The sequence below is a fragment of the Bradyrhizobium sp. USDA 4354 genome (assembly GCF_054060315.1).
The window spans coordinates 4,982,118-5,006,856 of the sequence record NZ_JBSSDC010000001.1 but is presented as its reverse complement, the minus strand read 5'-3'; the positions used below and the strand labels follow the sequence as shown (position 1 = coordinate 5,006,856).

Genomic DNA, 24,739 nt, shown 5'->3' with positions numbered 1-24,739 from the left:
GCCAAGCGCCACGCCGCACCCGGACCGGGGCGCGACAATAGCGTTTTGTGCCCCCGAAACAACCTCTTGCCCCCAGCCTTTTGCATTCGTGGCGATCCGGGAACGGACGGATTGATTGGCAAAAAACACATTGCAATCAATCGGATATGGCCGCCCTTCAAACCATCGCGGCAAACGGCTCATGTTCCGCCCCAAGCCGCCGGGGCGGAATGCTGGGGCTATTTGCCCTTTTTCCCGTCCTGCAGCGCCTTCAGCGCCGCGAAGGGATGATCCTCGGGATCGGGAGCTGTGACCTCCGCCTCGAAGACGGCCCCCTCCTTGCGCGGATATGGATCGATCGCCAGGAACAGCGCGTCGGTGGCGAGCCGGCCGAGGTCGATGATGCCACCCGCGATCGGCTCGGGAGGGTCGGCGACCTCAGGCGGCTCCCCGTCGTCCTGCCCCTCCTCGATCAGGTCGGCCAGCCGGCGCGCCTCGGCCTCGGGGGCGAACATCAGATCCACCTCCTCCTCGATCTCGCTCTCGATCGGATCGAGCGTGACGACGCAGGTCTGGCCGATCCGGCCGCGGACAAGCCCCGTGACCTGGACCCGCCCGCCGCTTTTCGGCACGACATCGAAGCTGGCATGGGCGGACAGGATCTCGCGGAGCCCTGCGACCTCCGCCATGGCCTGCCGCTCGGCCGCTGAGGCCTCAAGCTCGCGATGCAGCCCGGCGTCTGGGATCTGCGCAACGATGACGGGCGCCCGCCAGGGATCGGGACCGGATCCGGCATTCTGTCGGCTCATGGCGTGACATCCTCAGGAAGTGCTGGAGGAAACTTGAAGGCGGCGCGCAGCAGCGCGGCCTCATCGGTCCGGCCAAGATCGGCCTCACTGGCCCGGGCATAGGCCGCAAGCCGCTGCGCCTGGTCGAAGCCGGTCCCATTCAAGATATTCTTGCAGATCGCCGACGCCAGCGCCTCGCCGCCAGCCTCCATGGCCTGGTCGTAGGCCTGGACGCGGCCGTAGAAGGCCTCACCGAAGGCCCGCATCCGCTTCGGCACGGTCTGGTCGCCCACCCCCATCTCGCGCAGATTGTCGTCCATGTCCTCGCAGAAGCGGTCGAACAGCGCCTGGGACAGCTCCGTGGCGCCTCCAGTGCCGCCTTGGACCCTGCGCAGGCGGCGCAGCAACAGCCAGAGATGCAGCAGCAACAGGTCGAAACGCCCGTTAACCGTATCGGGCACGCCCAAGTCGCGGTAAAATATGGGTTCTCGCGCCTGCGTCACGATCATGCCATAGATGGCTTCAATGGTGCCCGACGGGGCTAGCCGGGGTTTCCTGAAATGATTGAACGGCCAAAGCATTGTGGTTTCCGCAAGCGGGCGCGCGCGTGTTGCATTCAGAGCCTCCGCCCGGTACTTCAGCGCCTCGCGCGACGCAAGGGGACGGAATCAGTTCCGCTATGACGACAACGAACCAGACCGGCCTGCGCGCGGACAAGCGGCGCGGCCTTCACGCATGCTGGCGCGGCTTGCGCATGCTCGCGGCTACGACCGTGGTCGGCGTCGCGCTTGCGGCATGCACCGGCGAGCAGTTCCAAAAGGGGTACATCCTGCCGCCCGGCGCACTCGAGCAGATTCCGATCGGTGCGAGTCAGGACCAGGTGCTAATCGTGATGGGCACGCCCTCGACGGTCGCGACCCTCGACGGCGAAGTGTTCTATTATATCTCGCAGCGCTCGGAACGCCCGGTCGCCTTCATGAACCAGAAGGTGGTCGATCAGCGCGTGATCGCGATCTATTTCGACAAGAACCGGCGCGTGCGCCGGCTTGCGAATTACGGCCTCCAGGACGGCAAGATCTTCGACTTCATCAGCCGCACCACGGCGACGTCGGGTCAGGAAATGAGCTACCTCGCGCCGCTGTTCAAGCTGCTCAGCTTCAACTGAGACGGTAAGAGAGTTTTCGAGCGAGGCGGCTACCGCTTCGCGTCGAGAATGCGCGTCGAAATGAGACTCTCGAGCCCGCCAAATTCCATCGGAAGGTAAATGGCTTGAGCCTGCGGCTTCGTGCCGCCCTCCACGCGGCACTTGCGCACGCGCGCGACTTGCGGTCGTACGAGCGGTTCCGTACCGTCTCTGCAAAGAAAGAAGCAGGGAGCGGATTCGTGCCTAAGCCTTTGTTGTCCCGTCGTCGTGTGCTCGCCGGCGCTGCCGGCCTTTCGGCCGCAGCCATTCTGCCGCGATCGAGCCTTGCCGATTGGAAGCCCACCGAAAACGTTCGCCTCATCGTGCCGGCTGCAGCTGGCGGCTCGACCGACGTGATGGGCCGGCTCCTGGCCGCGCATCTGCAAACCGCCTGGGGCCAGTCAGCGGTCGTGGAAAACCGCTCCGGCGGCGGCGGCACGATCGGCACAGCCGAGGCCGTGCGCGCCAAGCCGGATGGTCACACCATCCTAGTCGGCAACCCCGGGCCGAACGCGATCGCCTACAGCATCTTCAAGAACCTCAGCTACAAGCCGGACCAGCTTCAGCCGGTCTCGAACATGATCCGGATTCCGAACATCGTCTCGGCGCATCCGAAGACCGGCATCAAGTCGATCCCCGAGCTGATCGCTTACCTGAAGGCCAATCCAGACAAGCTCAGCTACGCCTCCTCGGGCGTCGGCCAGAGCCCTCACCTCACCGGCGCCTGGTTTCTCCAGCTCACCGGGTTGAAGATGACGCACATCCCGTTCCGCGGCGCCGGACCCGCGCTGCAAGCGGCTCTCGCCGGCGACATCCAGATCCTGTTCGACAATCTCTATCCGAGCCTGCCGCAGGTGCAGAGCGGCACGCTCAACGGCCTGTGCGTCACCACGCCCGAGCGCAGCGACCTCGCGAAAGACCTGCCGACCATGCGCGAGAGCGCGCCAGAGCTGGCGAACTTCGACGTCTCCTCCTGGTTCTCCGTGTTCCTGCCGAAGGGCGTCTCGCCCGACGTGCTCAATGCGCTCAATCTCCAGGTCAAGGCGATGCTGGAGCGCGACGACGTCAAGAAGCAGATCGCCGCCATGGGCGCCCGCGCGGACTACGGCACGCCGGAGCAGTTCGCCGCCTTCCTGGAGGCCGAGACGAAGAAATTCGCCGGCATCATCCAGAAGGAAGGGCTGCAGATGGACGTGCAGTGACGCGCAGCGTCATTCCGGGGCCGCTCGAAAGAGCCGAACTCCGGTGTGCAATGCGCACCTGAGAATCTCGAGATTCCGGGTTCGGTCCTGCGGACCGCCCCGGAATGACAGAGGGAAGCAAAAACCCCGCGGCTCGCGCCGCGGGGTTTTGTCTTATCTCTCCAACGCGCTCAGTGCGCCAGGATCGCCAGCAGCAGCAACGCCACGATGTTGGTGATCTTGATCATCGGATTCACGGCAGGTCCCGCCGTGTCCTTGTAGGGATCGCCGACGGTGTCACCGGTCACGGCCGACTTGTGGGCATCGGAGCCCTTGCCGCCGAAATGGCCGTCCTCGATGTACTTCTTGGCGTTATCCCAGGCGCCGCCGCCCGAGGTCATGGAGATCGCGACGAACAGGCCCGTCACGATGACGCCGAGCAGCATGGCACCGACGGCAGAGAACGCCGCCGACTTGCCGGCCGCGCCGCCGCCCGCGATTGCGTAGATCAGGAAGTAGACGACGATCGGCGACAATACCGGGAGCAGCGAGGGAATGATCATCTCCTTGATCGCTGCCTTGGTCAGCAGGTCGACCGCCTTGCCGTAGTCCGGCTTGTCAGTGCCCTGCATGATGCCCGGCTTCTCGCGGAACTGGCGACGGACCTCCTCCACGATCGCGCCGGCCGCACGGCCCACCGCGGTCATGCCCATCGCGCCGAACAGATACGGCAACAGGCCGCCGAACAGCAGCCCCACGACCACGTAGGGGTTGTTGAGCGAGAAGTCCGGATTGACGCCCGCGAAGTACGGATGCTGCGCGGAGCCGGCCACGAAGAACTTGAGGTCCTCGTTGTAGGCCGCGAACAGCACGAGAGCACCCAGGCCGGCCGAGCCGATCGCGTAGCCTTTGGTGACCGCCTTGGTGGTGTTGCCGACCGCGTCGAGCGCGTCGGTCGACTTGCGCACCTCCTTCGGCAGCCCCGCCATTTCGGCAATGCCGCCGGCATTGTCGGTGACGGGGCCGAAGGCGTCGAGGGCGACGATCATGCCGGCCAGCGCCAGCATGGTGGCGGTCGCAATGGCGATGCCGAACAGTCCGGCGAGGCTGTAGGTGACCAGGATGCCGGCGATGATGACGATCGCGGGCAACGCGGTCGCTTCCATCGAGATGGCGAGGCCCTGGATCACGTTGGTGCCGTGGCCGGTGACTGAGGACTGGGCGATCGACTTCACCGGACGATAGTCGGTGCCGGTGTAGTATTCGGTGATCCAGATGATCAGCGCGGTGACGACGAGGCCGACCACGCCGCATTCGAACAGCGCCATGCCCGTGTAGTCGACGCCGTCGAGCTTGCCGAAGCCGATCAGGTAGTAGATCACCAGCGCGATGCCGATCAGCGACAGGATGCCGGTCGCGATCAGGCCCTTATAGAGCGCGCCCATGATCGACTGGCTCGGCCCGAGCTTGACGAAGAAGGTGCCGATGATCGAGGTGATGATGCAGATGCCGCCGATCGCCAGCGGCAGCGTCATCATGTTGGCGAGGATCGGCGTCTTGGCGAAGAAGATCGCCGCCAGGACCATGGTCGCGACCGCGGTCACCGCATAGGTCTCGAACAGGTCGGCGGCCATGCCGGCGCAGTCGCCGACGTTGTCGCCGACGTTGTCGGCGATGGTCGCCGGGTTGCGCGGATCGTCCTCGGGAATGCCGGCCTCGACCTTGCCGACGAGGTCGCCGCCGACGTCCGCACCCTTGGTGAAGATGCCGCCGCCGAGACGGGCAAAGATCGAGATCAGCGAGGCGCCGAAGCCGAGCGCCACCAGGGCGTCGACGACGGTGCGGCTATCGGGCGCGAGCTTCAGCGAGTGGACCAGGAAGCCGAAATAGAGGGTCACGCCCAGCAGCGCGAGGCCGGCAACCAGAAGTCCGGTAATGGCGCCCGCCTTGAAGGCGAGCTCGAGGCCGCCGGCAAGTGACGTCGTTGCGGCCTGGGCCGTGCGCACATTGGCGCGGACCGAGACGTTCATGCCGATGAAGCCGGCCGCCCCCGACAGGACGGCGCCGATGGCGAATCCGATCGCGACATAAAGCCCGAGGAAATAGGCAAGCAGCACGAAGATGACGATGCCGACGAGACCGATCGTGGTGTATTGGCGCCGCAGATACGCCTGTGCGCCTTCGCGCACCGCTCCTGCGATCTCCTGCATGCGCGGCGACCCCGCATCCGCGCCCAACACCGAAGACGTCGCCCAAATCGCGTAGACGACGGAAAGCACTCCGCAGAGCACTATCAACCATAATGCTGTCATGTGATTTTTGCCTCAGATCCTTGATGTACCCCCGGCGCCTTTTGTTGTCCGTCGTGCGGTGCGGCGCCTTGATTTTGAACAAAGCCGCCCCCTTGCCCTTAAGGGGCGGCTCCAGTCGGCCGCGAGCTTGCCAAAATCAAATTGAGGGTGCAACGCCGGATAAGGCCGAAAACGCCGATCTCGGCGGGTATTTAGGACCAAGTGCTGCGAACTAAGATGCCGGTTTGGAGCAATTCCTAGAAGTGGCTGTAGGACAGCTGCGTCAAGAGCAGCTCCTGGCCCTGCCCGTCCAGGAAGCGCGGCCGCTCGTGCCCCTCCGCGATCGTACCGATCGCGGTCACGGCAACGCCCATGGCCTGCCCCGCGGCAATCAGCGCGTCGCTTTGCGCGGGCGGAACGGTGCACAGCACCTCATAGTCATCGCCTCCCGCAAGCAGCGTCTCCACGCGAACGACGTTGCCGGCGAGCAGGCCGGCCGCCGCGGCCGAGAGTGGCACGCTCGTCACGTCGACCGAAGCCGAAACCCCGGATGCTGCGCAGAGCTTGGTCAGATCGCCGGCGAGGCCGTCGGAGACGTCCATCGCTGCGGTCGCATGATCGCGCAAGGCTCGCGTCAGCGCGGTGCGCGGCTGCGGCACCCGATAGCGTGAGACCATAGCTTCCCTTGCAGCGGAATTGGACGCGAGCGCCGCGGCTGCGGCGCCGCCTCTGAGGACGTCGAGGCCGAGCGCCGCGTCGCCGATCGTCCCCGTCACCAGGATGCGGTCGCCCGGTCTCGCGCCGGTACGGCCGATCATCCGCCCCCGAGGCACACGGCCGAACGCCGTGATCGAGATCATCTGCGGGCCCGGCGTCGACACCGTGTCGCCGCCGAGCAGAGGACAAGCGAAGGTCTTTGCGTCCTCGCCCAGCGCGTCCGCAAAGGGACGGAGCCAGGCATCTTCCTTGCTGCGCAACGCCAGCGTCAGCACGAAGCCGGCAGGCAGCGCGCCCTTGGCGGCGAGATCGGACAGGTTCACCCGCAGCGCCTTGCGCGCGATGGTGTCAGGGGGATCATCGGCAAGATAATGCACACCCTCGACGACGGCATCGGTGGTGACGACGATGTCGTCGCCGGATGAGGACAGGACCGCAGCGTCATCGACCAGCCCGAACGCGCCGGGATCGGTCGCCAGCGGCTTGAAATAGCGCGCGATGAGGGCGTCTTCGCCGGAGGGATTGTTTGCCATCAGCGCCAGCCACATCCACCGCTGTCATCGCCCGGCTTGACCGGGCGATCCAGTATTCCAGAGACGGTTACGTAAGATGGATAGGCCGCGGCGTGCTGGATCACCCGCCTTCGCGGATGATGACAGCGGAATATGGGGCAGCCGTCTCGCATCAGTTTACCGCCCTCGCGGGTAACTACCCCCGCCCGAACTCGTCGCCACGAAACTGCCGGCCGATCTGGTCGAGCACGGCGTTGACCATGCCGGTCTCCTCGCGATCGACGAAGGCATTGGCGACATCGACATATTCCGAGATCACCACCCGGCCCGGCACGTCCTTACGATGCTGGAGCTCATAGGCCCCTGCGCGCAGCACCGCGCGCAGGATGGCTTCGATCCGCTTCAAGGGCCAGCCCTTCGACAACGCCTCGTCGATCAGCGGATCGAGCTTCTTCTGGTCGCGCACCACCCCCGAGACGACGTCGCGGAAGAACGCGGCTTCGGCCGGCAGGTACGTGTCGCCCTCGACCTCGTTGCCGAGCCAATGGCTCTCGAACTCGGCGAAGATGTCGTTGATGCCGGCGCCGGCGATGTCCATCTGGTACAGCGCCTGCACGGCTGCGAGCCGCGCCGCACCGCGCCGGTTCGCCTTCTTTTCCGTAAGCCCCGCCGGCTTCTTGGTGTTATCAGCCATGGCTTTAGGCCTGCGCCAGGCGGCGTTTGATGCGCAGCATCGCAAGCGCGGCGCGCGCGGCATCGCCGCCCTTGTTGAGCTCGCTGGCGCGCGCCCGCGCCCAGGCCTGCGCTTCGGTGTTGACGGTGAGGATGCCGTTGCCGAGCGGCAGTTTTCGCGCCACGGCGAGGTCCATCAGCGCGCGCGAGGATTCCTGCGAGACGATCTCGAAGTGGATGGTGTCGCCGCGGATCACGCAGCCGAGCGCGATCACCGCGTCATAGGGCTTGCCGTTCGCCGCCGCGGCATCGACCGCGATGGCGATTGCTGCCGGGATTTCCAGCGCACCGGGAACCGTGATGACGTCATGCGTCAGGCCAGCCGCCTTCAGCTCGGCCACCGCGCCATCCAGCAGCGCGTCCTGGAGATCGTCATAGAACCGTGCCTCGACAATCAGCGCGCGTGCGCCGGAAATGTCGGTCTGGTCCTTCAGGGGTGCGCGCCGCGCGTCTGCCATCGTTCAATCCGTTTCGAAAGGGGTCGGCGCTATGTAGTCGCCGGAAGCATGTAAGCCAAGTTCTAAGAGACCGTCATTTCCGTCAGCCGCGCCGCGTAGCGGGCCATCAGATCGACCTCGATATTGACCTCGTCCCCCGCCTTCCAGCCGCCGATGGTCGTAACCGTCAGCGTGTGCGGGATGATCAGCACCGAAAAGGTCGCGTCTGCAACCGTATTGATCGTCAGCGAGACGCCGTCGAGCGTGATCGAGCCCTTGGTGGCGATGAAACGCGCCAGCTCGCGTGTCGTCGAGAGGACGAACCGCGCCATGTCGGGCAGGTCCTCGCGGCTGACGATGGTGGCGATCCCGTCGGCATGGCCGGCGACGATATGCCCGCCCAGCTCGTCGCCGATCTTCAGCGCACGCTCGAGGTTGAGCTTCGTTCCCACCTTCCAGTGCTTGGCCGTCGTCAACGCCAGCGTCTCGGCCGCGGTATCGACGTCGAACCAGGTACTTTGCTTAGAGTCCCCATCCGCGACGCCCGAGGCGACCACGGTCAGGCAGACGCCATTGCAGGCGATCGAGGCGCCGTCGGCGATGGTGCTCTGATCGTAGCGGCAGGCGATGCGCAGCCGGTGCAGCTGCCCTTGCGCCGTTGGCGTGAAGCTGACGATCTCGCCGATATCGGTGACAATGCCGGTGAACATTACGCGCGCTCGTAGATGGTGAGAGTATCCTTGCCGAAGGTCTCGCTAGCATGAACCTTGTAGGCCTGCGACTGCGTGATTTTCGACAGGGGCAATGCATCGAGTGCATCGACGCCGTCGGAGCCGACCTCTTCCGCGCCGCGGAACAGCCAGATCTCATCGACGAGATCGGCCGCGACGAAGGACGCGGCAACGCGGCTGCCGCCCTCGACCATCAGCCGCGTGATGCCCTTCTCGGCCAGCGCATGCAGCACGGCCGGCAGATCGAGCCCTGATGCCGTTCCTGCCGGCACGCGCAACATTTGCGCACCGGCCGCCCCAAGCCGCGTTGCGGCGGCGGCTTCGGCGAGCTCAGAACCCACCACCCAGAGCGGCGTCTCGCGCGCGGAGCGCACGAGCTGGCTCGATGCGGGAATGCGCAGGCTCTGGTCGAGCACCACACGCACCGGCGAGCGCGTCGCCATGCCGGGCAGGCGGCAGCTGAGAAGCGGATCGTCCGCCAGCACCGTGCCGATGCCGACCAGGATGGCATCGCTCTGCGCGCGCAAGAGATGCACGCGATCGCGCACGGCCTCCCCCGTGATCGCAAGTGGCTTGCCGCCGGCCGCGCCGATCTTGCCGTCGGGCGAAACCGCGAGCTTCAGGATCACATGCGGGCGCTTGTCCCGGATGCGGCGGAAATGGCCGGCGTGGTCGAACGCGGCCTCTGCCGCGCAAAGACCGACATCCACCGTGATGCCCGCGGCGCGCAAGCGCGCATGGCCCTGGCCCGCGACCTCCGGATTGGGATCCTCGATCGCCGCCACCACGCGCTTGATGCCGGCTGCAATCACCGCATCGGCGCAAGGCGGTGATTTGCCGAAATGCGAGCACGGCTCGAGCGTGACGTAGAGTGTGGCGCCCCGCGCCGCCTCGCCCGCGCGACGCAACGCTTCAGGCTCGCCGTGCGGCCGTCCTCCGGGCTGCGTCCAGCCGCGGCCGACGATGACGCCGTCCTTGACGATGACCGCGCCCACAGCAGGATTGGGCCAGGTCCTCCCCTGCCCGCGCTTACCCAGCGCCAGTGCAAGCTCCATGAAGCGGCGATCGGCCTCTTTGGCCTCGCGGGCCTTCTGCGCGAACTGATCCTCCAGGATGCGGAAGATCATTTGCGGATCGCGGCGAGCCGCGCTTCCTCCTCACCGGAGAGCTCGCCGAGCACGTCGGCGAAATCCTTGGCCTCGCGGAAATTGCGGTACACCGAGGCGAAGCGCACATAGGCGACGTCGTCGAGCGTACGCAGATGCTCCATCACGGTCTCGCCGATCACCTCGGAGGAGATCTCGGCCTCGCCCCCGGTCTCGAGCTCGCGCACGATGGTGGAGACCATCTTCTCCACCCGCTCCGGCTCGACCTGCCGCTTGCGCAGCGAAATCTGTACCGAGCGCATCAGCTTGTCGCGATCGAACGGGACGCGACGGCCGTTACGCTTGATCACAGTAAGCTCGCGCAGCTGCACACGCTCGAAGGTGGTGAAGCGGAAATTGCAGGCGACGCACACGCGCCGCCTGCGGATCACGGACGAATCCTCGGTCGGACGCGAGTCCTTTACCTGCGTATCGAGACTGTTGCAGTTCGGGCAGCGCATCCAACGAGACCTTTATTTTCGCATGATCTTTTCGGAAAACAGGTACCCATTTTTCCGGATCATGCGGCGCCTTACTGGTAGATCGGGAACCGGTCGGTGAGCGCCTTGACCCGTTCCTTGATCGCGGCTTCCACCAACGGGGCCTTGCCGTCGGAGGATTGCGCGATCGCGCCCAGAACCTCGGCGATCATGCCGCCGACCTGCTGGAATTCGGCCACACCGAACCCGCGGCTGGTCGCGGCCGGCGTGCCGAGCCGAATCCCGGAGGTGACGAAAGGCGACTCCGGGTCGAACGGAATGCCGTTCTTGTTGCAGGTGATGGCCGCGCGGACCAGCGCCTTCTCCGAAACGTTGCCCTTCAGGCCCTTCGGCCGGAGATCGACCAGCATCAGATGATTGTCGGTGCCGCCGGAGACGATATCGAGACCGTGGCCCTTCAGGGTCTCAGCCAGTGCCTTGGCGTTCTCGACGACGTTCTTGGCGTAGACCTTGAAGTCCGGACGCAGCGCCTCACCGAAGGCAACCGCCTTCGCCGCGATCACATGCATCAGAGGACCGCCCTGGAGGCCCGGGAAGATCGCCCCGTTGAGCTTCTTGGTCAGCGTCTCGTCATTCCACAGCATGAGGCCGCCGCGCGGACCGCGCAGCGACTTGTGCGTCGTCGTCGTGGTGACGTGCGCGTACGGCACGGGCGAAGCATGCACGCCGCCGGCGACGAGCCCGGCGAAATGCGCCATGTCGACCAGGAGGTAGGCGCCGACGCTATCCGCGATCTCGCGGAAACGCTTGAAGTCCCAGGCGCGCGAATAAGCCGAGCCACCGGCGATGATCAGCTTCGGCTTGACCTGCTCGGCCTGCTTGGCCACCGCGTCCATGTCGATGATCTGGTCCTCGCGGCGCACGGTGTAGTGCGCGGCCTTGAACCACTTGCCGCTCATGTTGACGGGCGAGCCATGGGTGAGATGGCCGCCGGCGGCGAGATCGAGACCCATGAAGGTGTCGCCGGGCTGGAGCAGCGCCAGGAACACCGCCTGGTTCATCTGGCTGCCGGAGTTCGGCTGCACGTTGGCGAAGCCAGCGCCGAACAGCTTCTTGGCGCGATCGATCGCAAGATTCTCGGCGACGTCGACCCACTCACAACCGCCGTAATAGCGTGCGCCCGGATAGCCTTCCGCGTATTTGTTGGTCATCACCGAACCCTGCGCTTCCAGCACGGCCCGGCTGACGATGTTCTCGGAGGCGATCAGCTCGACCTCATGGCGCTGCCGGCCGAGCTCGCCCTTGATGGCGGCTGCGATTTCCGGGTCGGCCTGCTCGAGCGAGGCGGTGAAAAACGAATCGGGCGCGGAGGCGGTTTTTGCGAGGGTCATCTTGCGAATATCTCCACCGCCGCAGCCTTTTGGCGGGCTACGGGCGGGTCTGGTGTGGCGATCGGAAGCACGCGCGATCTACCACATCGCCCGCAACAGGCCAAGCATTTGCGGGTCGGGCGTGATATTTATGCAAGATATGGTGGGATTGGAGGTTTTCAGCCCGGGAGCGGTTCTATGGAACCGCTCCTCTGCACTACCTGGACTAGGGCCGCTTTGGGCCTCATCTCTCGCCAGCAGCCATCGGGCGAAGCCGGCGTCATTTCACAGCCCCGTATACCCCGCCTTCACTGGATCGACGCTGCCATCGAGCTGGCGCAGATAAGTCAGGCCGCACACTGTCAACCTGTGAGTGTCCGTCTCGCCGGCTTCCATCAGGATGTTGAGGTAGTTCGTGACCTTGACACGCGCCTCCTCGCTGGCCGCGGCGGTGCGGTTGGCGAGCAGGTCATAAGTCTGCATGATGCGGTCGATGGCAGCTTCCATAGCATCCTCTGGTTCGTGGGGATTTTGGGAGGTTTGATCAGGCAACCGCTTTGGCCTCGGTCTGCGCCTGGAACCGGGCGATCGCCTTGTTGGCCAGCCTGAGCTTGTTGAATTCACCTTGCTGGAGCAGCTTGACGATGAGGCCGAGCAGGCGTTCGTCGGTGACGAGAGAGTCGGGGATCGCGCCGCAGCGGCGAAGGTAGTTCGCGGCGATTGCGTAGGCCTCGCTTACGAGTTCCACGTTCATCGCCTGAAGCCCACGCTCGACCAGCATCGACGTTTCTCCGATCCGAAGGAGATAAGCACCGAGCGCGGAACTGGTTCCTCACGGCCAGGATATTTTTTCGCAAGTGCAAAAATATTGAACGCACCGGTCCGGAGAATCCGGGCCGGCGCGTTTGGGGAAGTCAGGCACGTTTGGGAGGGCTGCCGGTCTTGTTGCGGGCCGGCTTGGCCTTGATCCCTTCAGAACTCAGAGGCGATAGAGGATCTGGTCGGTCCAGAACCGCTCGAGCCGGTGCAGCGACTTGTTGAGGGTCGAGAACTCCTCGCCCGAGATGCCGCCGACCTGCTCCACCGTCTTGACGTGCTTCTGGTAGAGCGCGTCGACGATGCGGCGGACTTCCTGGCCCTGCGGGGTCAGGCGGATGCGCACCGAGCGGCGATCAACGCGCGAGCGCTGATGATCGAGGAAGCCGAGCTCGACGAGCTTCTTCAGATTGTAGGAGACGTTGGAGCCGAGATAGTAACCGCGCGTGCGCAGTTCGCCCGCGGTCAGCTCCTTATCGCCGATGTTGTAGAGCAAGAGCGCCTGGACCGAGTTGATGTCCGCACGGCCGCGGCGATCGAATTCGTCCTTGATGACGTCGAGGAGCCGGCGATGCAGCCGCTCCACCAGCGTCAAAGCTTCCAGATAGAGCGACTGCACCGAACCCTGCTGGCCGGAGACGCGCTCTGCGGTATCTGCCGCAGTTGCGACGGCTTTCATCATGACACTTCCCCTGTTGTCGTTTTTATCGACACTTATTCGACGAAACTTGTGTCCCGTCTGATAGGTGCAACTTAAGGGGCGCGTTTGAAGATCGGCTTAAATAAGAGAATAAAGAGATCATGAATTTAAGACAGTGAATTGCGCATTAAGCCTGTCCCACAAGCACTTTTCGAAAGCCTCTGTTGACCTTCGCAAGGTCCTGTTCACCCTCCGTCCGCCGCTGTTGTCGCATTCCAGAACAGCCCCGCCCCGTTTCGAAACGCACGCGTAACGGCTGTGGCGGAACCGGCTGGTCAATGAAAACTTACCGCGAATTTTAGGCAACCAACGGTCAACCAAGCGCAACATTCTCGTGTCCCGGACAAGCGAAGCGGAGCGCAGAGCCGGGACCTAGAAAGCCACAAGTGAGATCGGGGATAGATGGGCCCCGGCTCTGCAGCACATCACGCCGCACTGGACGATGCTTCGCATCGCCAGGGGCGCGCTGCGCTGCGTCCGGGGCACGAGAGCATTTCGGATCGAAGGTGTAGCCTATGGCGGCCGTTCGCGCGCGGCCATCCAGGCGAGCGCAAGATAGGCGGCAAGCATGAAGGCCTCGACGCCGACCACGACGAGGCTGCCGCCGTAGATTCCCGGGAACATCAGCTCGATCACGGCCATCGACACCACGGTCGTCAGCCACACCACCGCGCCCCAGGGCGTCGCGAGCCACAGGCCAACGGCGGCGACGAGCTCGATTACGGCGAAGTAGACGGTCGCGGCCTGCCAGGCCATCGACTGGTTCTCGAACGCCTCGTCCTCACCACCGACGAAACCCGTCACCTGCGCCCAGTGATAGAGACCTTTGAGGATCGAGAGCAGCGCCATCACCCGGAGGAACAGCACGAGCCGGCGCGTCCAGACATTGTCGTCGGACTCTGAGCGCTCCGATGAGATCGCCGCCACCGACAGTGCACTCTCTCTGGCATTGTCGCGGGCGGCGTCCCTGGCGTTGGCGCTGTCGCGGGTCGCATCGCGGGTGGATATCTCGGACATGGCCCCTTCTGGCTGCTTCGCCCCGCAAAATCAATCGGCTGCCCAAGATCGACTGCCAAGTCAGTTCAATTCTGCCTTGCGGCAGGTCAAGCCGCGGTGACGGGAACCATGCGAGCTGGTATAAGAATAATTCCAGTGGGAGGAAGAGTGATGGCGATCAAATACGGACGGCCGATCGAATTGCGCGAGGTTTCGCGCAAGGATGGCGGAGCGGCCTCCCCTGCCCTCGATCTGACCGTCCGTCCACGCCGCAACCGCAAGGCCGAATGGGCCCGACGCATGGTGCGCGAGAACGTCCTCACCACCGACGATCTGATCTGGCCGCTGTTCCTGATCGACGGCCACAACAAGCGTGAGCAGGTCGCCTCGATGCCGGGTGTCGACCGCCTCAGCGTCGACCAGGCCGTGCGCGAGGCTGAGCGCGCGATGAAGCTGACGATCCCCTGCATCGCGCTGTTCCCCTACACCGATCCCTCCTTGCGCGACGAGGAAGGCTCGGAAGCCACCAATCCGAACAACCTAGTCTGCCAGGCGGTGCGCGCGATCAAGAAGGAGTTTCCGGAGATCGGCATTCTCTGCGACGTCGCGCTCGATCCCTTCACCAGCCATGGCCATGACGGCCTGATCTCCGACGGCAAGATCCTGAACGACGAGACAGTGGCAGTGCTGGTGCGCCAGGCGCTGGTGCAGGCCGAAGCCGGCTGCGACATCATCGCGCCCTCCGACATGATGGACGGCCGCGTCGCTGCGATCCGCGAGGGACTGGATCGCTCAGGTCTGCTCGATGTGCAGATCATGGCCTATGCGGCCAAATATGCCTCCGCCTTCTACGGCCCGTTCCGCGATGCGATCGGCTCGGCCAAGACGCTGACGGGCGACAAGCGCACCTATCAGATGGACAGCGCCAACACCGATGAAGCGCTGCGCGAGGTCGAGCTCGACATCGCCGAGGGCGCCGACATGGTGATGGTGAAGCCCGGCATGCCCTATCTCGACGTGGTCCGCCGCGTGAAGGACACGTTTGCGATGCCGACCTTCGCCTACCAGGTCTCCGGCGAATACGCGATGATCGCCGCCGCCGCCAACAACGGCTGGCTCGACGGCGAACGTGCCATGATGGAAAGCCTGCTCGCCTTCAAGCGCGCCGGCGCCGACGGCGTGCTGAGCTATTTTGCGCCGACGGCCGCGGAGAAGCTGCGCGCGCAGGGATGAGTTCATCCACTTTATCCGTCATCCGTCTCCCGTGCCCCGGACGCAATGCAGCACGGCGCACTTGCGGCGTGATGCGTTGCAGAGCCGGGCCCATCTCACCGCGATCTCGCTTGTGGCCTGTGGGTCCCGGCTCTGCGCGCCGCTTGGCGGCGCTTGTCCGGGACACCAGGGCGGTTGCGCGGACATCGTTGCGGGATGGGTGGAGCGCAGCGAAACCCATCGATGCAAGCGGCTACCGCTGCGCTCTGCCCACGGCACCGCGCCGGTCCCGCCCCCGAATCGCCGGAATATTTCGGCTTGCTACCGCCAGCGCGCCCTTGGCACGGGCATGGCCTGTTCCCATGTCCTGCGACGGGGCTTCGCTGGGAGAACGGACTATGTCGTACGACTCGGGCAATTCAGGCGCCTGGCGCAATGACGGCGGGATGCAACCGCACGCTTACGACCCCTACCTGCATCCGGAGCTGTTCCGGGGCGTGGCGACGCGGCGGGTGTTTGCCTTCCTGATCGACATGGTCGTGATCTCGGTGCCGGTGATCCTCGGCTACATCTTCATCGGCTTGTTCGGCGTGGTCACCCTCGGCATCGGCTGGGCGCTGTTCTGGATCGCCTGGCCGGCCTCCGTGATCTGGGCCATCGTCTATTACGGCGCCAGCATCGGCGGTCCGTCCTCCGCCACGGTCGGCATGCGCCTGATGGACCTGGAATTGCGCACCTGGTACGGCGCGCCCGGCTACTTCGTGCTCGGCGCCACCCATGCCGTGCTGTTCTGGGTCACGGTCTCGTTCCTGTCGCCCTTCGTGGTGCTGGTCGGCCTGTTCAACGGCCGCCGTCGCCTGCTGCACGATTTCGTGCTGGGAACGGTCGTGATCAACAATTCGGTTCGCATACCCGCACCCCAGGCGGCGCGGACGTGGTGAGCTAACCGATTGACCGGAGGCTTCTGGAGCGCGATGCTGATGCCTGTTTCGGAGGCCCACGACGTCCCTTGACCCAGCACTCGCGCGACACCCCACAGTTCTACCTCACGGCGCCATCCCCCTGCCCGTACTTGCCGGGACGCCATGAGCGCAAGGTGTTCACGCATCTTGTTGGGGACCGGGCCGGCGACCTCAACGACCTCCTGACCCATGGCGGCTTCCGCCGCAGCCAGTCGATCGCCTACCGGCCGGCCTGCGACCAGTGCCGCGCCTGCGTCTCGGTCCGGGTCATCGCAAACGAGTTCCGGCCCTCCCGCAGCTTCCGCAAGGTGATGGCGCGCAATGCCGACATCATCGGCGAGCAGCGCAGTGCGGTGCCGACCTCCGAGCAATATTCGGTGTTCCGCGCCTATCTCGACGCCCGCCACCGCCATGGCGGCATGGCCGACATGACGGTGCTCGATTACGCCATGATGGTCGAGGACAGCCACGTCGAGACCCGCATCATCGAGTATCGCAAGCGCGGCCCCGACAGCGGCCTCACCGGCCGCGGCGAGGAGTTGATCGCGGTGGCACTCACCGACGTGCTCAGCGACGGCCTGTCGATGGTCTATTCGTTCTTCGATCCGAGCCAGGTCAGCCGCTCGATGGGCACCTTCATGATCCTCGACCACATCGCCCGCGCGCGCCGGCAGGGCCTGCCTTACGTCTATCTCGGCTACTGGATCGAAGGCTCCACGAAGATGGACTACAAGGCCCGCTTCCTGCCGCAGCAGCGCCTCGCGCCCTCAGGCTGGCTGCGCGTGGATGCGCAAGGGGACGCGGCGTCCGAGCCGCAGGACTGAAAAGGCGAATGGTGGGTGGCAAATCGCGATTAGAACTCAATTCGCTATTCGCCACTCACCATTCGCGCTCCTCACCCGAACAGCGTATCCGCCAGCAGCTTCACGTTCAAAATCACGATGACGCCCGCGACGATCCACGCGACCGCGGCGACTGACACCGGTATCGCGAACTTGCCCATCTTGCGGCGATCGGAGACGAAGCGGACCAGCGGGATGACGGCGAAGGGCAACTGCATCGACAGCACGACCTGGCTGAACACCAGCAAATCGGCCGTGCCTCGTTCGCCATAGATCGCCGTGACGATGATCACGGGAACGATGGCGATGCCGCGCGTGAGCAGGCGGCGCGCCCAGCTTGGCAGGCGCAGGTTGAGAAAGCCCTCCATCACGATCTGGCCGGCGAGTGTTGCCGTCACCGTCGAATTGAGACCGGAGGCGAGCAGCGCCACCGCGAACAGCGTCGAGGCGATGCCGAGACCGAGCAGCGGCGATAGCAGCTCGAACGCCTGGCCGATCTCGGCAACATCGGAATGACCGCTCTTGTGGAAGGTCGCGGCGGCCACGACGAGGATCGCGGCGTTGATGAACAGCGCCAGCATCAAAGCGATGGTGGAGTCGGTCGTCGCCCATTTGATCGCTTCGCGTCGGCCGCTGTCGTTGCGCTCATAAGCGCGCGTCTGCACGATCGAGGAATGCAGGTAGAGATTATGCGGCATCACCGTCGCGCCGATGATGCCGATCGCGATGTAGAGCATGTCGGAGTTGGTGAAGATCTCGCTCTTCGGCACGAAGCCCCGCAAAACCTCCGCCACCGGGGGAGCTGCCGCCGCGATCTGCACAACGAAGCAGACCGCGATCACCGCCAGCAGCGCAATGACGAAGGCCTCCAGGAAGCGGAAGCCGCGGTTCATCAGCAGCAGCAGCAGGAAGGCGTCGAGCGCGGCGAGCAATGCGCCGCCGATCAGGGGAATGCCGAACAATAGCTTTAGCGCGATCGCCGTGCCGATCACCTCGGCGAGATCGCAGGCGATGATCGCCGCCTCGCAGGCGAGCCAGAGCAGGAAGTTCACCGCCGGTGAATAGGTGGCGCGGCAGGCCTGCGCGAGGTCGCGGTCGGTGACGATGCCGAGCCGCGCTGCGAGTGACTGGAGCAGGATCGCCATCAAGTTCGAGAGCAGGATGACCGAGAGCAGCGTGTAGCCAAACTTCGACCCGCCGGCGAGGTCGGTCGCCCAGTTGCCGGGGTCCATGTAGCCGACGGAGACCAGATAGCCCGGCCCGACGAATGCCAGCAGCCGCCGCGACCAGTGGCCAGCGGCCGGGATCGCGACTGTGGAATTGACCTCGGCGAGGCTCTTGGTGACGGGTGCATCAGTGCGCCAGCCGCGGGCGTCGGGGCTCAGGTGGGGTGATCGGGCATCCATACCGGCAGAATACCCAAGTTCGTTCTTATTGCAACTCATTTGCAACTGCATCTAGCGGCACCGTTCCCGCCGCGGACCGTGGGTTTCGCCTCCTGTCGGGAAGCGGGTGGGTTTGGTGGTCGTCAGGGGCGAACATTGGCGCAAACTCGCCTTTGCAGGATATGAGCCATGTCAACGCCCCCTCGCCTCCCTGACACCTTCAACCGCCTCGCCTGGTCGAATCTCGCGGCGCAGTCGGCCGAGCAGATCGCGCTCGCTGCAGCGCCCATCGTCGCCGTGCTGACGCTGGGCGTTGCGGAAGGTCAGACCGGCCTGCTGCAGACCGCGCTCACCCTGCCCTTCGTCCTGTTCGCCATTCCCGCCGGCGTGCTCGCCGACCGCATCTCCCGGCGCTGGCTGATGGCAGGCGCCGAGGCGTTGCGGGCGGTGGCGCTCGCCGCCATCGTGCTGCTGCTGGCGCTGGGGGCCCTCAACTTGCCGCTGCTGGCGCTGCTCGGCTTCGCTGCCGTGTGCGGCACCGTCGTCTACAGCGTGGCGGCGCCGGCGCTGGTGCCCTCGCTGGTGAGCTCCGACCTGTTGCCGGCGGCGAATGCCCGCATCGAGCTCGCGCGCACCATCGCCTTCGCCAGCGGCCCCGCGCTCGGCGGAGTGCTGGTGGGATGGTGGGGCGCAAGCCCGGCCTTCGGTTTTGCCGCGGCGCTCTCGGCCATTGCCGTGGTGCTGCTCTCCGGGATCTACGAGCCCGCGCGAGCGCCTGCGCCGCGCCGTCATCCCTTCCAGGAGATCCGCGAAGGCGCGGCCTTCGTGTTTCACCATCCGCTGCTGCGGCCGGTGTTCATCACCCAGTTCATCTTCAACACCGGCTGGTTCCTGCAGATCGCGGTGTTCGTGCCCTACGCCGTGCGTCATCTCGGCTTGACCGCCGCCGGCGTCGGCACGGTGCTGACGATGTACGGTGTCGGCATGGTGATCGGCGCGCTGGTCGCCACGCGCGTGATGAAACGCATCGCGTTCGGCCTCGTGGTCGGACTAGGCCCCGTCACCGGCTTCGTCGCCGCATTGGTGATGGCGCTGACGGTGCTGCTCCCCTCGCCCTGGCTCGCGGGCTTGAGCTTCTTCCTGCTCGGCGCCGGGCCGATCCTGTGGGTGATCTCGACCACGACGTTGCGCCAGTCCGTGACGCCGCCGCGCCTGCTTGGTCGCGTCTCCGCCATCAACATCATGAGCTACGGCGCCCGTCCCCTCGGCTCGGCGCTGGGCGCTGTCGTCGGCGGACTCTGGAGCGCGGAAGCGTGCCTCTATGTCGCCGCCGCCGTCTTCGGCTTGCAGGCGCTGGTGATCCTGCTGTCACCGGCCGTGGCGCTGGATCGGCAGCCGGACATGGTGGGGGATGAGGCGGCGGCGCGGTGCTAGCCACAGCCGTCATTGCGAGGAGCTCTTGCGACGAAGCAATCCAGACTGCCTCAACAGAAAGACTCTGGATTGCTTCGCTGCGCTCGCAATGACGGAGTGTGTTGACGCGACCGGTCTAACCCGCCAGATAGCGCTCGTAGCTCCCCATCACCGGCTCGCTCGCGTCGACCTCCGGATCCAGCGTATAGAGATCCTGCGCGCGGCCGATGCCGCGCAGCGCATAGCGGCCGGTGGAGACGAGATAGCGGCGGCCGGCGGCATCGAGGCCCTTGTAGAACTCGGATGAGGCCAGCAGCTCGCGGTCGACCGAGCGGCTCATCGAGGCGATGCGGCTGACCTCGTTGACGGTCGGGCCTACAACCGTGAAATCAAGCCGGTCCTCGCTGCCGATATTGCCGTAAAAGACCTCGCCGACATGCAGGCCGATATAGGCTGACGTGGTCGGACGGCCCTCCGCCGCCCGCCGCTTGTTCAAGGCAGTGACATTCTTGCGGAACAGGTGCTCGGCCCGTAATGCGGACCGGCGCGCATCCGCCATGTCCTCGCCCCAGAACATCGCGAGCACGCCGTCGCCGATCAGCTTCAGCACGTCGCCGCCGGCGTCGTGGATCGCATCGATCACGGCCTGAGCATAGTCGTTGAGGAACGGAATGATCTCGTCGGGACCGATGCTCTCGCTGATCCCGGTCGAGCCGCGCAGGTCCGAATACCACAGCACCGCGTTGATGCGCTCGGTGACGCCGCGCGAGATGCGCCCGCGCAAGACCTGCTCGGAGGCGTCGCGGCCGAGATAGACGCGGCCGAGCGTGCGCGCGATGTCGACCTGCTGCGCCGATTTGATCGCGAGCCCCAGCACCGGCACGAGGTCGCGCAGCGCAGCCAGCTCGGATTGCGTGAAGCCGTCCTCGCGTCGCGTCGTCCAATAGGAGTAGAGACAGTCCATCTGCCCCAGCGCGCCGCTTTCGCCGAAGCGATGAACGAAGGCGAGGAAATGCCGATGGCCTTTCTCGGCGAGGTCGCCGATCTGCGAAAAATCGAGCGTGGCTGCCTCGGCGAGATCGATCACCATCTCGTCCTCGCCATGCTCGAGCAAATGATAGAACACCGACCGGCGCCAGTTCTTGTTCGGATCTCCCGCAGCTGTCGAGCCGTATTCGAACATGTCGCTCTCGTTGCTCGACCGATCGGTCCAGCGGAAGCCGCGGCCCTCATAGATCGGGTGCAACGTGTCGATGAAGACGAGCCCGCGCGACAGGTCGAGCCCTTCGGCGCAGCAGCGCTCGCAGAAGCCGCGGAGCAGTTCGGGTTCAGGTAGCCCCGTAAGCCCCTGGCTGGTGACCCAGTTCATCAGTGAGAGGCGCGAAGTGACTTGCATGCGCCATTATGGCGTGCATTCGTGACCGGCGAAAGGCGCGAGGGCCGGGCCTGCGCGCCAGGCTCCCGCCCCTTGCAGATCGAATATGTCGCGGCCGCGGTTGACGCACTTGCCGCGCGGGCGGCAAATGCCGGCGATGAAGACCACCTCGGCCAGAATCGGCGGCACGCGCCGATGACCCAGCGCCAGCTTCCAATCATCCTGGCGCTCGGCACCACACAGACCCTGGCCTGGGCCTCGAGCTACTATTTGCCGGCGCTGCTCGCCGATCCCATGGCGCACGACCTCGGCGTCTCCTCCAACTGGATCTTCGGCGCGTTTTCGGCCGCGCTGGTGATCTCGGCGATGCTCGGCCCGCGCATCGGACGGCAGATCGATCTCGTCGGCGGCCGTCAGGTGCTGTCGGCCTCGAACCTGACCATTGCCGCCGGCCTCGTGCTCCTTGGATTCTCGCAATCGATCGCGGTGATGGCGATCGCCTGGCTCGTGCTCGGCATCGGCATGGCGATGGGACTCTATGATGCCGCCTTCGCCGCTTTGGGGCGCATCTACGGCACCGAGGCGCGCAGGCCGATCACGGGGATCACGCTGATGGCGGGCTTCGCCTCCACCGTGGGCTGGCCGCTCACTGCCTGGGGCATCGCCCATATCGGCTGGCGCGATACTTGTTTTGCGTGGGCCGCCGCCAACATCCTGATCGGACTGCCGCTCAACTTCTTCATGCTGCCGGCGATCAAGGGCGCCAAGCAAGCCGCGGCAACTGCCGAGAAGCCGCATCTGCCGCTCGACCGCACCATGCTTCTGCTGGCCTTTATCTTCGCGGCGGTCTGGACCGTCACCGGCGCGATGGCCGCACATTTCCCGCGCATCCTGGAGACGACGGGGGCCACGCCGGCCGAGGCGATCGCGGCCGGCGCCTTGATCGGTCCGGCGCAAGTCGGTGCACGCATGCTGGAGGCCGGTTTCCTCAGCCGCTTCCATCCGCTGTGGTCGACGCGGCTCGCCAGCCTCACCCACCCGGTCGGCGCCGTGATCGTCGCGATCTTCGGCGGCGCTGCGGCGAGCGCGTTTGCGTTGTTCCACGGCTCCGGCAACGGCATTTTGACGATCGCACGCGGCACGCTGCCGCTGTCGATCTTCGGCCCGAAGGACTTTGGTTACCGTCTCGGCATCATCGGCGCCCCCGCGCGGATGGCGCAGGCGGTGGCGCCGCTCGCCTTCGGCCTGCTCATCGACCTCATGGGTGCCAAGGTGCTGATCGTCTCGTCTGCGCTCAGCCTCTCGGCGCTTGTGGCGCTGTTCCTGATCCGCCCCAAGCCGCGGCCGGATTGACCGCACCGTCGCTTTCGCGCACAAGCGAACCATGAGCAGCGACGCCGGCCCGCCCCGCACATTCAAAGGTCTCCTGCGCTGGGCGACCACGCCGCCGCAGGCCTGGGGCGTCTACCTGCTCGCCCTCCTCCTGGTCTGGCTGCTCTCGTTCTATGCCGGCACGCTGAAGCCGAAGAAGACGCCGGACGCGAGCCCGCCGACGGTGACCGCGCCGAAAGGCTGACCCGCCTCAGTCGTAAAACTCCGGCGCCATCTTCTGGCTGTCGCGCTGGGCCTTGTCGTGGTTGATCCAGAGCTGCGCCTTCTCCTTGGCGAGCGTGTCGGCGATCTTCTGCATCGAGGCCGCGGTCTGGTCTTTGTTGACGTTCATGCTCGGCACGCGGCGGTTGTCCCAATTATCCCTAAAGTGCACAGCATCGCCCGACAGCACCACGGCACCGGTCTTGGGCAATTTCACCAGCAGCGACTGGTGTCCCGGCGTGTGGCCCGGCGTCGACAGAATGATCACGCTGCCGTCGCCAAAGACATCCTTGTCGCCCGCGAGCAGCTCGACCGGATGTGAGGGCTTGAAGCGCGGCGCGTTGTTGGCGCCGGGCCAATCGTATTCAGTCTTCTGCACGTAGAGCATGGCCTGCGGAAACAGCTCGACATTGCCGGTATGGTCCGGGTGCGTATGCGAGACGGCCATGACCTTGATGTCCTCAGGCTTGAGGCCGAGCTGTTCGAGCTGTCCGGCAAGCGTCTTCGGACGGCGCCAGGTCACGGCTTTGGGATCGGCGGGCGCGAGACCATTCGGCATCGCGGCAACGGAATCGGCAATGCCGGTGTCCCAAAGGAACCAGCCCTTGGCGTGCTTGATCAGATAGCAGGTGTCGACGAAATCCATCGACTTGCCTTCGTTCAGGCCCGGCGTCCAGCGCGAGATGTCGCCGGCGGTACCCTCGCCGCAATTCAGCACGTAGAGCTTTTCGACGCCGGTCCTTTCCGATTGCGCCAGCGCCCCGGGGCCGGACAGAGCCAGTGCAGCGATGGCGAGCGCGAACGTGATCCTGGACATCATTGTTCCTCCCATACAGCCATGCAGGTTGCGACCGAGGATCAACCCCGGCCGCGCAGCAGAATTCCGGCCCCCGTCAATGCGGGCAGGTTTCGACCTCGACCGTGACGTGGCTGAGGCCCTTCAACCCCGCGAGCCGCCGCTTGTAGACGGCCGGCTGCTTCGGCTGGTCCGACACCAACGAGAGCAGCACGGCACAATGTCCGGGGCCGACCTGCCAGAGATGCAGGTCGGTCACGCGATCATCGCCGACCTCCATGCGGGCCCGGATCACCCGCTCCAGCTTCTCGTCGGCGCGCACGTCGAGCAGCACCGCACCTGATGTCTTGATCAGGCCGAACGCCCAGCTCGCGATCACGACGCTGCCGATCAGGCCCACCGCCGGATCGGCCCAGACCCAGCCCGAATACATGGCGACGGCGAGTGCTGCGATCGCCAGCACCGAGGTCGCGGCATCGGTCATGACATGGACATAGGCCGCGCGAAGGTTGTTGTCGTGGTGATGGTGACGATGGCCGTGATGGTCGTGGTCATCGTGCTCATCATGCGCATGGCCATGGCCGTGATGGTGATGATCGTGGCTATCGCGCAGCAGCCACACGCTGGCGAGATTGACGCACAAGCCGAGGGCAGCCACGGCCATGGCTTCGCCGTAGACGATCGGCACCGGCGTGATCAGCCGCAGCACGCTCTCATAGGCGATCTCGACCGCGATCAGGCCGAGGATGATCGCGCTGGCGAAGGCGGCGAGGTCGCCGAACTTGCCGGTGCCAAAGGTAAAATGCGCATTGCCCAGATGCCGCCGCGCGAAGCGATAGGCAAAGGCGGCAATGCCAAGCGCCGCCGCATGGGTGCCCATATGCCAGCCGTCGGCCAGAAGCGCCATCGAGCCGAACAGCGAGCCGGCAACGACCTCGCCGACCATCATGACCAGCGTCAGCACGACCACGAACCAGGTGCGGCGCTCGTTCTCGTCGTGCTTTTCGCCCAGGAACGCGTGGTCATGGGTCCATTGTTCGATGGAATGGGAATGCATCGAATTCTCCCGAAGATTCAGCTCTGTCGGCGCGCAATATAGACGGCGGGCAGCAATTTTCTAAGGCCCATTCGTCCCGCGGATTG

At 65.3% G+C, this 24,739-nt stretch carries 26 protein-coding genes; 8 read left to right on the top strand and 18 right to left on the bottom strand.

Features of this window, described 5'->3' with window-relative positions:
- Positions 1-218: 218 nt before the first annotated feature.
- Positions 219-788 (bottom strand): YceD family protein, encoded by a 570-nt coding sequence (locus ACVIIV_RS23160; RefSeq protein WP_456746219.1) that lies wholly within the window; start codon positions 786-788, stop codon positions 219-221.
- The gene (locus ACVIIV_RS23155; protein WP_456746218.1) at positions 785-1,348 is read right to left on the bottom strand and encodes a ubiquinol-cytochrome C chaperone family protein; all 564 of its coding nucleotides are present in this window, start codon (positions 1,346-1,348) and stop codon (positions 785-787) included. The genes ACVIIV_RS23160 and ACVIIV_RS23155 overlap by 4 nt, the downstream gene beginning before the upstream one ends.
- A gap of 98 nt (positions 1,349-1,446) precedes the next feature.
- On the opposite strand from ACVIIV_RS23155, the gene ACVIIV_RS23150 reads away from it, so the two are divergent.
- Together ACVIIV_RS23150 and ACVIIV_RS23145 are read left to right on the top strand one after the other, a co-directional pair.
- Positions 1,447-1,932 (top strand): outer membrane protein assembly factor BamE, encoded by a 486-nt coding sequence (locus tag ACVIIV_RS23150; RefSeq protein WP_456746217.1) that lies wholly within the window; start codon positions 1,447-1,449, stop codon positions 1,930-1,932.
- Positions 1,933-2,150: 218 nt separating this feature from the next.
- Complete coding sequence (locus ACVIIV_RS23145; protein WP_456746216.1) at positions 2,151-3,152, top strand: Bug family tripartite tricarboxylate transporter substrate binding protein; 1,002 nt, start codon at positions 2,151-2,153, stop codon at positions 3,150-3,152.
- A 170-nt stretch (positions 3,153-3,322) separates the two neighbouring features.
- On the opposite strand, the gene ACVIIV_RS23140 is transcribed toward ACVIIV_RS23145, so the two are convergent.
- The 12 genes from ACVIIV_RS23140 to ACVIIV_RS23085 all read right to left on the bottom strand — a co-directional run bounded on the left by ACVIIV_RS23140 (position 3,323) and on the right by ACVIIV_RS23085 (position 14,039).
- Positions 3,323-5,443 (bottom strand): sodium-translocating pyrophosphatase, encoded by a 2,121-nt coding sequence (locus tag ACVIIV_RS23140; protein ID WP_456746215.1) that lies wholly within the window; start codon positions 5,441-5,443, stop codon positions 3,323-3,325.
- Between the two features lie 236 nt (positions 5,444-5,679).
- On the bottom strand, positions 5,680-6,672 hold the full coding sequence (thiL, locus tag ACVIIV_RS23135; RefSeq protein ID WP_456746214.1) for a thiamine-phosphate kinase: 993 nt from the start codon (positions 6,670-6,672) through the stop codon (positions 5,680-5,682).
- Between the two features lie 175 nt (positions 6,673-6,847).
- Positions 6,848-7,345 carry a transcription antitermination factor NusB gene (gene nusB / locus ACVIIV_RS23130; protein ID WP_456746213.1) on the bottom strand — a complete coding sequence of 166 codons (498 nt, stop codon included), beginning with the start codon at positions 7,343-7,345 and terminating at the stop codon, positions 6,848-6,850.
- Positions 7,346-7,349: 4 nt separating this feature from the next.
- Entirely contained in the window at positions 7,350-7,841 is a 492-nt protein-coding gene (gene ribH, locus ACVIIV_RS23125) for a 6,7-dimethyl-8-ribityllumazine synthase (protein WP_456746212.1), read from the bottom strand.
- 62 nt (positions 7,842-7,903) lie between these two features.
- The gene (locus ACVIIV_RS23120) at positions 7,904-8,530 is read right to left on the bottom strand and encodes a riboflavin synthase (RefSeq protein WP_456746211.1); all 627 of its coding nucleotides are present in this window, start codon (positions 8,528-8,530) and stop codon (positions 7,904-7,906) included.
- Positions 8,530-9,678 carry a bifunctional diaminohydroxyphosphoribosylaminopyrimidine deaminase/5-amino-6-(5-phosphoribosylamino)uracil reductase RibD gene (ribD, locus tag ACVIIV_RS23115; RefSeq protein WP_456746210.1) on the bottom strand — a complete coding sequence of 383 codons (1,149 nt, stop codon included), beginning with the start codon at positions 9,676-9,678 and terminating at the stop codon, positions 8,530-8,532. Before ribD ends, ACVIIV_RS23120 begins: the two co-directional genes overlap by 1 nt.
- Positions 9,675-10,157 carry a transcriptional regulator NrdR gene (gene nrdR, locus ACVIIV_RS23110; RefSeq protein WP_011087793.1) on the bottom strand — a complete coding sequence of 161 codons (483 nt, stop codon included), beginning with the start codon at positions 10,155-10,157 and terminating at the stop codon, positions 9,675-9,677. Before nrdR ends, ribD begins: the two co-directional genes overlap by 4 nt.
- Positions 10,158-10,228: 71 nt before the next feature.
- Positions 10,229-11,527 (bottom strand): serine hydroxymethyltransferase, encoded by a 1,299-nt coding sequence (glyA, locus tag ACVIIV_RS23105; protein WP_456746209.1) that lies wholly within the window; start codon positions 11,525-11,527, stop codon positions 10,229-10,231.
- A 264-nt stretch (positions 11,528-11,791) separates the two neighbouring features.
- The gene (locus ACVIIV_RS23100; protein ID WP_271590689.1) at positions 11,792-12,013 is read right to left on the bottom strand and encodes a hypothetical protein; all 222 of its coding nucleotides are present in this window, start codon (positions 12,011-12,013) and stop codon (positions 11,792-11,794) included.
- A gap of 37 nt (positions 12,014-12,050) precedes the next feature.
- Positions 12,051-12,287 carry a hypothetical protein gene (locus tag ACVIIV_RS23095; RefSeq protein WP_456746208.1) on the bottom strand — a complete coding sequence of 79 codons (237 nt, stop codon included), beginning with the start codon at positions 12,285-12,287 and terminating at the stop codon, positions 12,051-12,053.
- A 198-nt stretch (positions 12,288-12,485) separates the two neighbouring features.
- Positions 12,486-13,004, bottom strand: coding sequence for a transcriptional regulator LdtR (gene ldtR / locus ACVIIV_RS23090; protein WP_018320040.1), 519 nt, complete (start codon positions 13,002-13,004; stop codon positions 12,486-12,488).
- 531 nt (positions 13,005-13,535) lie between these two features.
- On the bottom strand, positions 13,536-14,039 hold the full coding sequence (locus ACVIIV_RS23085; RefSeq protein WP_456746207.1) for a DUF6163 family protein: 504 nt from the start codon (positions 14,037-14,039) through the stop codon (positions 13,536-13,538).
- Positions 14,040-14,189: 150 nt separating this feature from the next.
- On the opposite strand from ACVIIV_RS23085, the gene hemB reads away from it, so the two are divergent.
- From hemB to ACVIIV_RS23070, 3 genes are all read left to right on the top strand, one after another.
- Positions 14,190-15,251, top strand: coding sequence for a porphobilinogen synthase (hemB, locus tag ACVIIV_RS23080; protein ID WP_456746206.1), 1,062 nt, complete (start codon positions 14,190-14,192; stop codon positions 15,249-15,251).
- 377 nt (positions 15,252-15,628) lie between these two features.
- Positions 15,629-16,171, top strand: a complete 543-nt coding sequence (locus ACVIIV_RS23075) for an RDD family protein (RefSeq protein ID WP_456746205.1) — start codon at positions 15,629-15,631, stop codon at positions 16,169-16,171.
- A 68-nt stretch (positions 16,172-16,239) separates the two neighbouring features.
- A complete protein-coding gene (locus tag ACVIIV_RS23070) occupies positions 16,240-17,016 on the top strand; it encodes an arginyltransferase (protein WP_456746204.1) in 777 nt (258 codons plus the stop codon).
- A 71-nt stretch (positions 17,017-17,087) separates the two neighbouring features.
- On the opposite strand, the gene ACVIIV_RS23065 is transcribed toward ACVIIV_RS23070, so the two are convergent.
- Entirely contained in the window at positions 17,088-18,440 is a 1,353-nt protein-coding gene (locus tag ACVIIV_RS23065) for an Nramp family divalent metal transporter (RefSeq protein ID WP_456746203.1), read from the bottom strand.
- Positions 18,441-18,608: 168 nt separating this feature from the next.
- Between ACVIIV_RS23065 and ACVIIV_RS23060 the strand changes: the two genes are divergently transcribed.
- Positions 18,609-19,853 carry an MFS transporter gene (locus ACVIIV_RS23060; RefSeq protein WP_456746202.1) on the top strand — a complete coding sequence of 415 codons (1,245 nt, stop codon included), beginning with the start codon at positions 18,609-18,611 and terminating at the stop codon, positions 19,851-19,853.
- 115 nt (positions 19,854-19,968) lie between these two features.
- Here ACVIIV_RS23060 and ACVIIV_RS23055 read toward each other — a convergent pair whose 3' ends face one another.
- Complete coding sequence (locus tag ACVIIV_RS23055) at positions 19,969-21,228, bottom strand: adenylate/guanylate cyclase domain-containing protein (protein WP_456746201.1); 1,260 nt, start codon at positions 21,226-21,228, stop codon at positions 19,969-19,971.
- Between the two features lie 174 nt (positions 21,229-21,402).
- Here ACVIIV_RS23055 and ACVIIV_RS23050 point away from each other — a divergent pair, with 174 nt between their 5' ends.
- Together ACVIIV_RS23050 and ACVIIV_RS23045 are read left to right on the top strand one after the other, a co-directional pair.
- Entirely contained in the window at positions 21,403-22,560 is a 1,158-nt protein-coding gene (locus ACVIIV_RS23050; RefSeq protein WP_456748797.1) for an MFS transporter, read from the top strand.
- A gap of 31 nt (positions 22,561-22,591) precedes the next feature.
- The gene (locus tag ACVIIV_RS23045) at positions 22,592-22,783 is read left to right on the top strand and encodes a hypothetical protein (RefSeq protein ID WP_456746200.1); all 192 of its coding nucleotides are present in this window, start codon (positions 22,592-22,594) and stop codon (positions 22,781-22,783) included.
- A 6-nt stretch (positions 22,784-22,789) separates the two neighbouring features.
- Here ACVIIV_RS23045 and ACVIIV_RS23040 read toward each other — a convergent pair whose 3' ends face one another.
- Together ACVIIV_RS23040 and dmeF are read right to left on the bottom strand one after the other, a co-directional pair.
- Positions 22,790-23,620 carry an N-acyl homoserine lactonase family protein gene (locus ACVIIV_RS23040; RefSeq protein WP_456746199.1) on the bottom strand — a complete coding sequence of 277 codons (831 nt, stop codon included), beginning with the start codon at positions 23,618-23,620 and terminating at the stop codon, positions 22,790-22,792.
- 73 nt (positions 23,621-23,693) lie between these two features.
- The gene (gene dmeF / locus ACVIIV_RS23035; protein ID WP_456746198.1) at positions 23,694-24,653 is read right to left on the bottom strand and encodes a CDF family Co(II)/Ni(II) efflux transporter DmeF; all 960 of its coding nucleotides are present in this window, start codon (positions 24,651-24,653) and stop codon (positions 23,694-23,696) included.
- Positions 24,654-24,739 lie beyond the last annotated feature (86 nt).

Bases quoted from the DNA above. Each gene is read 5' to 3' on its own strand.
- ACVIIV_RS23160 (WP_456746219.1), bottom strand. From the start codon at position 788: ATGAGCCGACAGAATGCCGGATCCGGTCCCGATCCCTGGCGGGCGCCC.
- ACVIIV_RS23155 (WP_456746218.1), bottom strand. From the start codon at position 1,348: ATGCTTTGGCCGTTCAATCATTTCAGGAAACCCCGGCTAGCCCCGTCG.
- ACVIIV_RS23150 (WP_456746217.1), top strand. From the start codon at position 1,447: ATGACGACAACGAACCAGACCGGCCTGCGCGCGGACAAGCGGCGCGGC.
- ACVIIV_RS23140 (WP_456746215.1), bottom strand. From the start codon at position 5,443: ATGACAGCATTATGGTTGATAGTGCTCTGCGGAGTGCTTTCCGTCGTC.
- thiL (WP_456746214.1), bottom strand. From the start codon at position 6,672: ATGGCAAACAATCCCTCCGGCGAAGACGCCCTCATCGCGCGCTATTTC.
- nusB (WP_456746213.1), bottom strand. From the start codon at position 7,345: ATGGCTGATAACACCAAGAAGCCGGCGGGGCTTACGGAAAAGAAGGCG.
- ribH (WP_456746212.1), bottom strand. From the start codon at position 7,841: ATGGCAGACGCGCGGCGCGCACCCCTGAAGGACCAGACCGACATTTCC.
- ACVIIV_RS23120 (WP_456746211.1), bottom strand. From the start codon at position 8,530: ATGTTCACCGGCATTGTCACCGATATCGGCGAGATCGTCAGCTTCACG.
- ribD (WP_456746210.1), bottom strand. From the start codon at position 9,678: ATGATCTTCCGCATCCTGGAGGATCAGTTCGCGCAGAAGGCCCGCGAG.
- nrdR (WP_011087793.1), bottom strand. From the start codon at position 10,157: ATGCGCTGCCCGAACTGCAACAGTCTCGATACGCAGGTAAAGGACTCG.
- glyA (WP_456746209.1), bottom strand. From the start codon at position 11,527: ATGACCCTCGCAAAAACCGCCTCCGCGCCCGATTCGTTTTTCACCGCC.
- ACVIIV_RS23100 (WP_271590689.1), bottom strand. From the start codon at position 12,013: ATGGAAGCTGCCATCGACCGCATCATGCAGACTTATGACCTGCTCGCC.
- ACVIIV_RS23095 (WP_456746208.1), bottom strand. From the start codon at position 12,287: ATGCTGGTCGAGCGTGGGCTTCAGGCGATGAACGTGGAACTCGTAAGC.
- ldtR (WP_018320040.1), bottom strand. From the start codon at position 13,004: ATGATGAAAGCCGTCGCAACTGCGGCAGATACCGCAGAGCGCGTCTCC.
- ACVIIV_RS23085 (WP_456746207.1), bottom strand. From the start codon at position 14,039: ATGTCCGAGATATCCACCCGCGATGCGACCCGCGACAGCGCCAACGCC.
- hemB (WP_456746206.1), top strand. From the start codon at position 14,190: ATGGCGATCAAATACGGACGGCCGATCGAATTGCGCGAGGTTTCGCGC.
- ACVIIV_RS23075 (WP_456746205.1), top strand. From the start codon at position 15,629: ATGTCGTACGACTCGGGCAATTCAGGCGCCTGGCGCAATGACGGCGGG.
- ACVIIV_RS23065 (WP_456746203.1), bottom strand. From the start codon at position 18,440: ATGGATGCCCGATCACCCCACCTGAGCCCCGACGCCCGCGGCTGGCGC.
- ACVIIV_RS23060 (WP_456746202.1), top strand. From the start codon at position 18,609: ATGTCAACGCCCCCTCGCCTCCCTGACACCTTCAACCGCCTCGCCTGG.
- ACVIIV_RS23055 (WP_456746201.1), bottom strand. From the start codon at position 21,228: ATGCAAGTCACTTCGCGCCTCTCACTGATGAACTGGGTCACCAGCCAG.
- ACVIIV_RS23050 (WP_456748797.1), top strand. From the start codon at position 21,403: ATGACCCAGCGCCAGCTTCCAATCATCCTGGCGCTCGGCACCACACAG.
- ACVIIV_RS23045 (WP_456746200.1), top strand. From the start codon at position 22,592: ATGAGCAGCGACGCCGGCCCGCCCCGCACATTCAAAGGTCTCCTGCGC.
- ACVIIV_RS23040 (WP_456746199.1), bottom strand. From the start codon at position 23,620: ATGATGTCCAGGATCACGTTCGCGCTCGCCATCGCTGCACTGGCTCTG.
- dmeF (WP_456746198.1), bottom strand. From the start codon at position 24,653: ATGCATTCCCATTCCATCGAACAATGGACCCATGACCACGCGTTCCTG.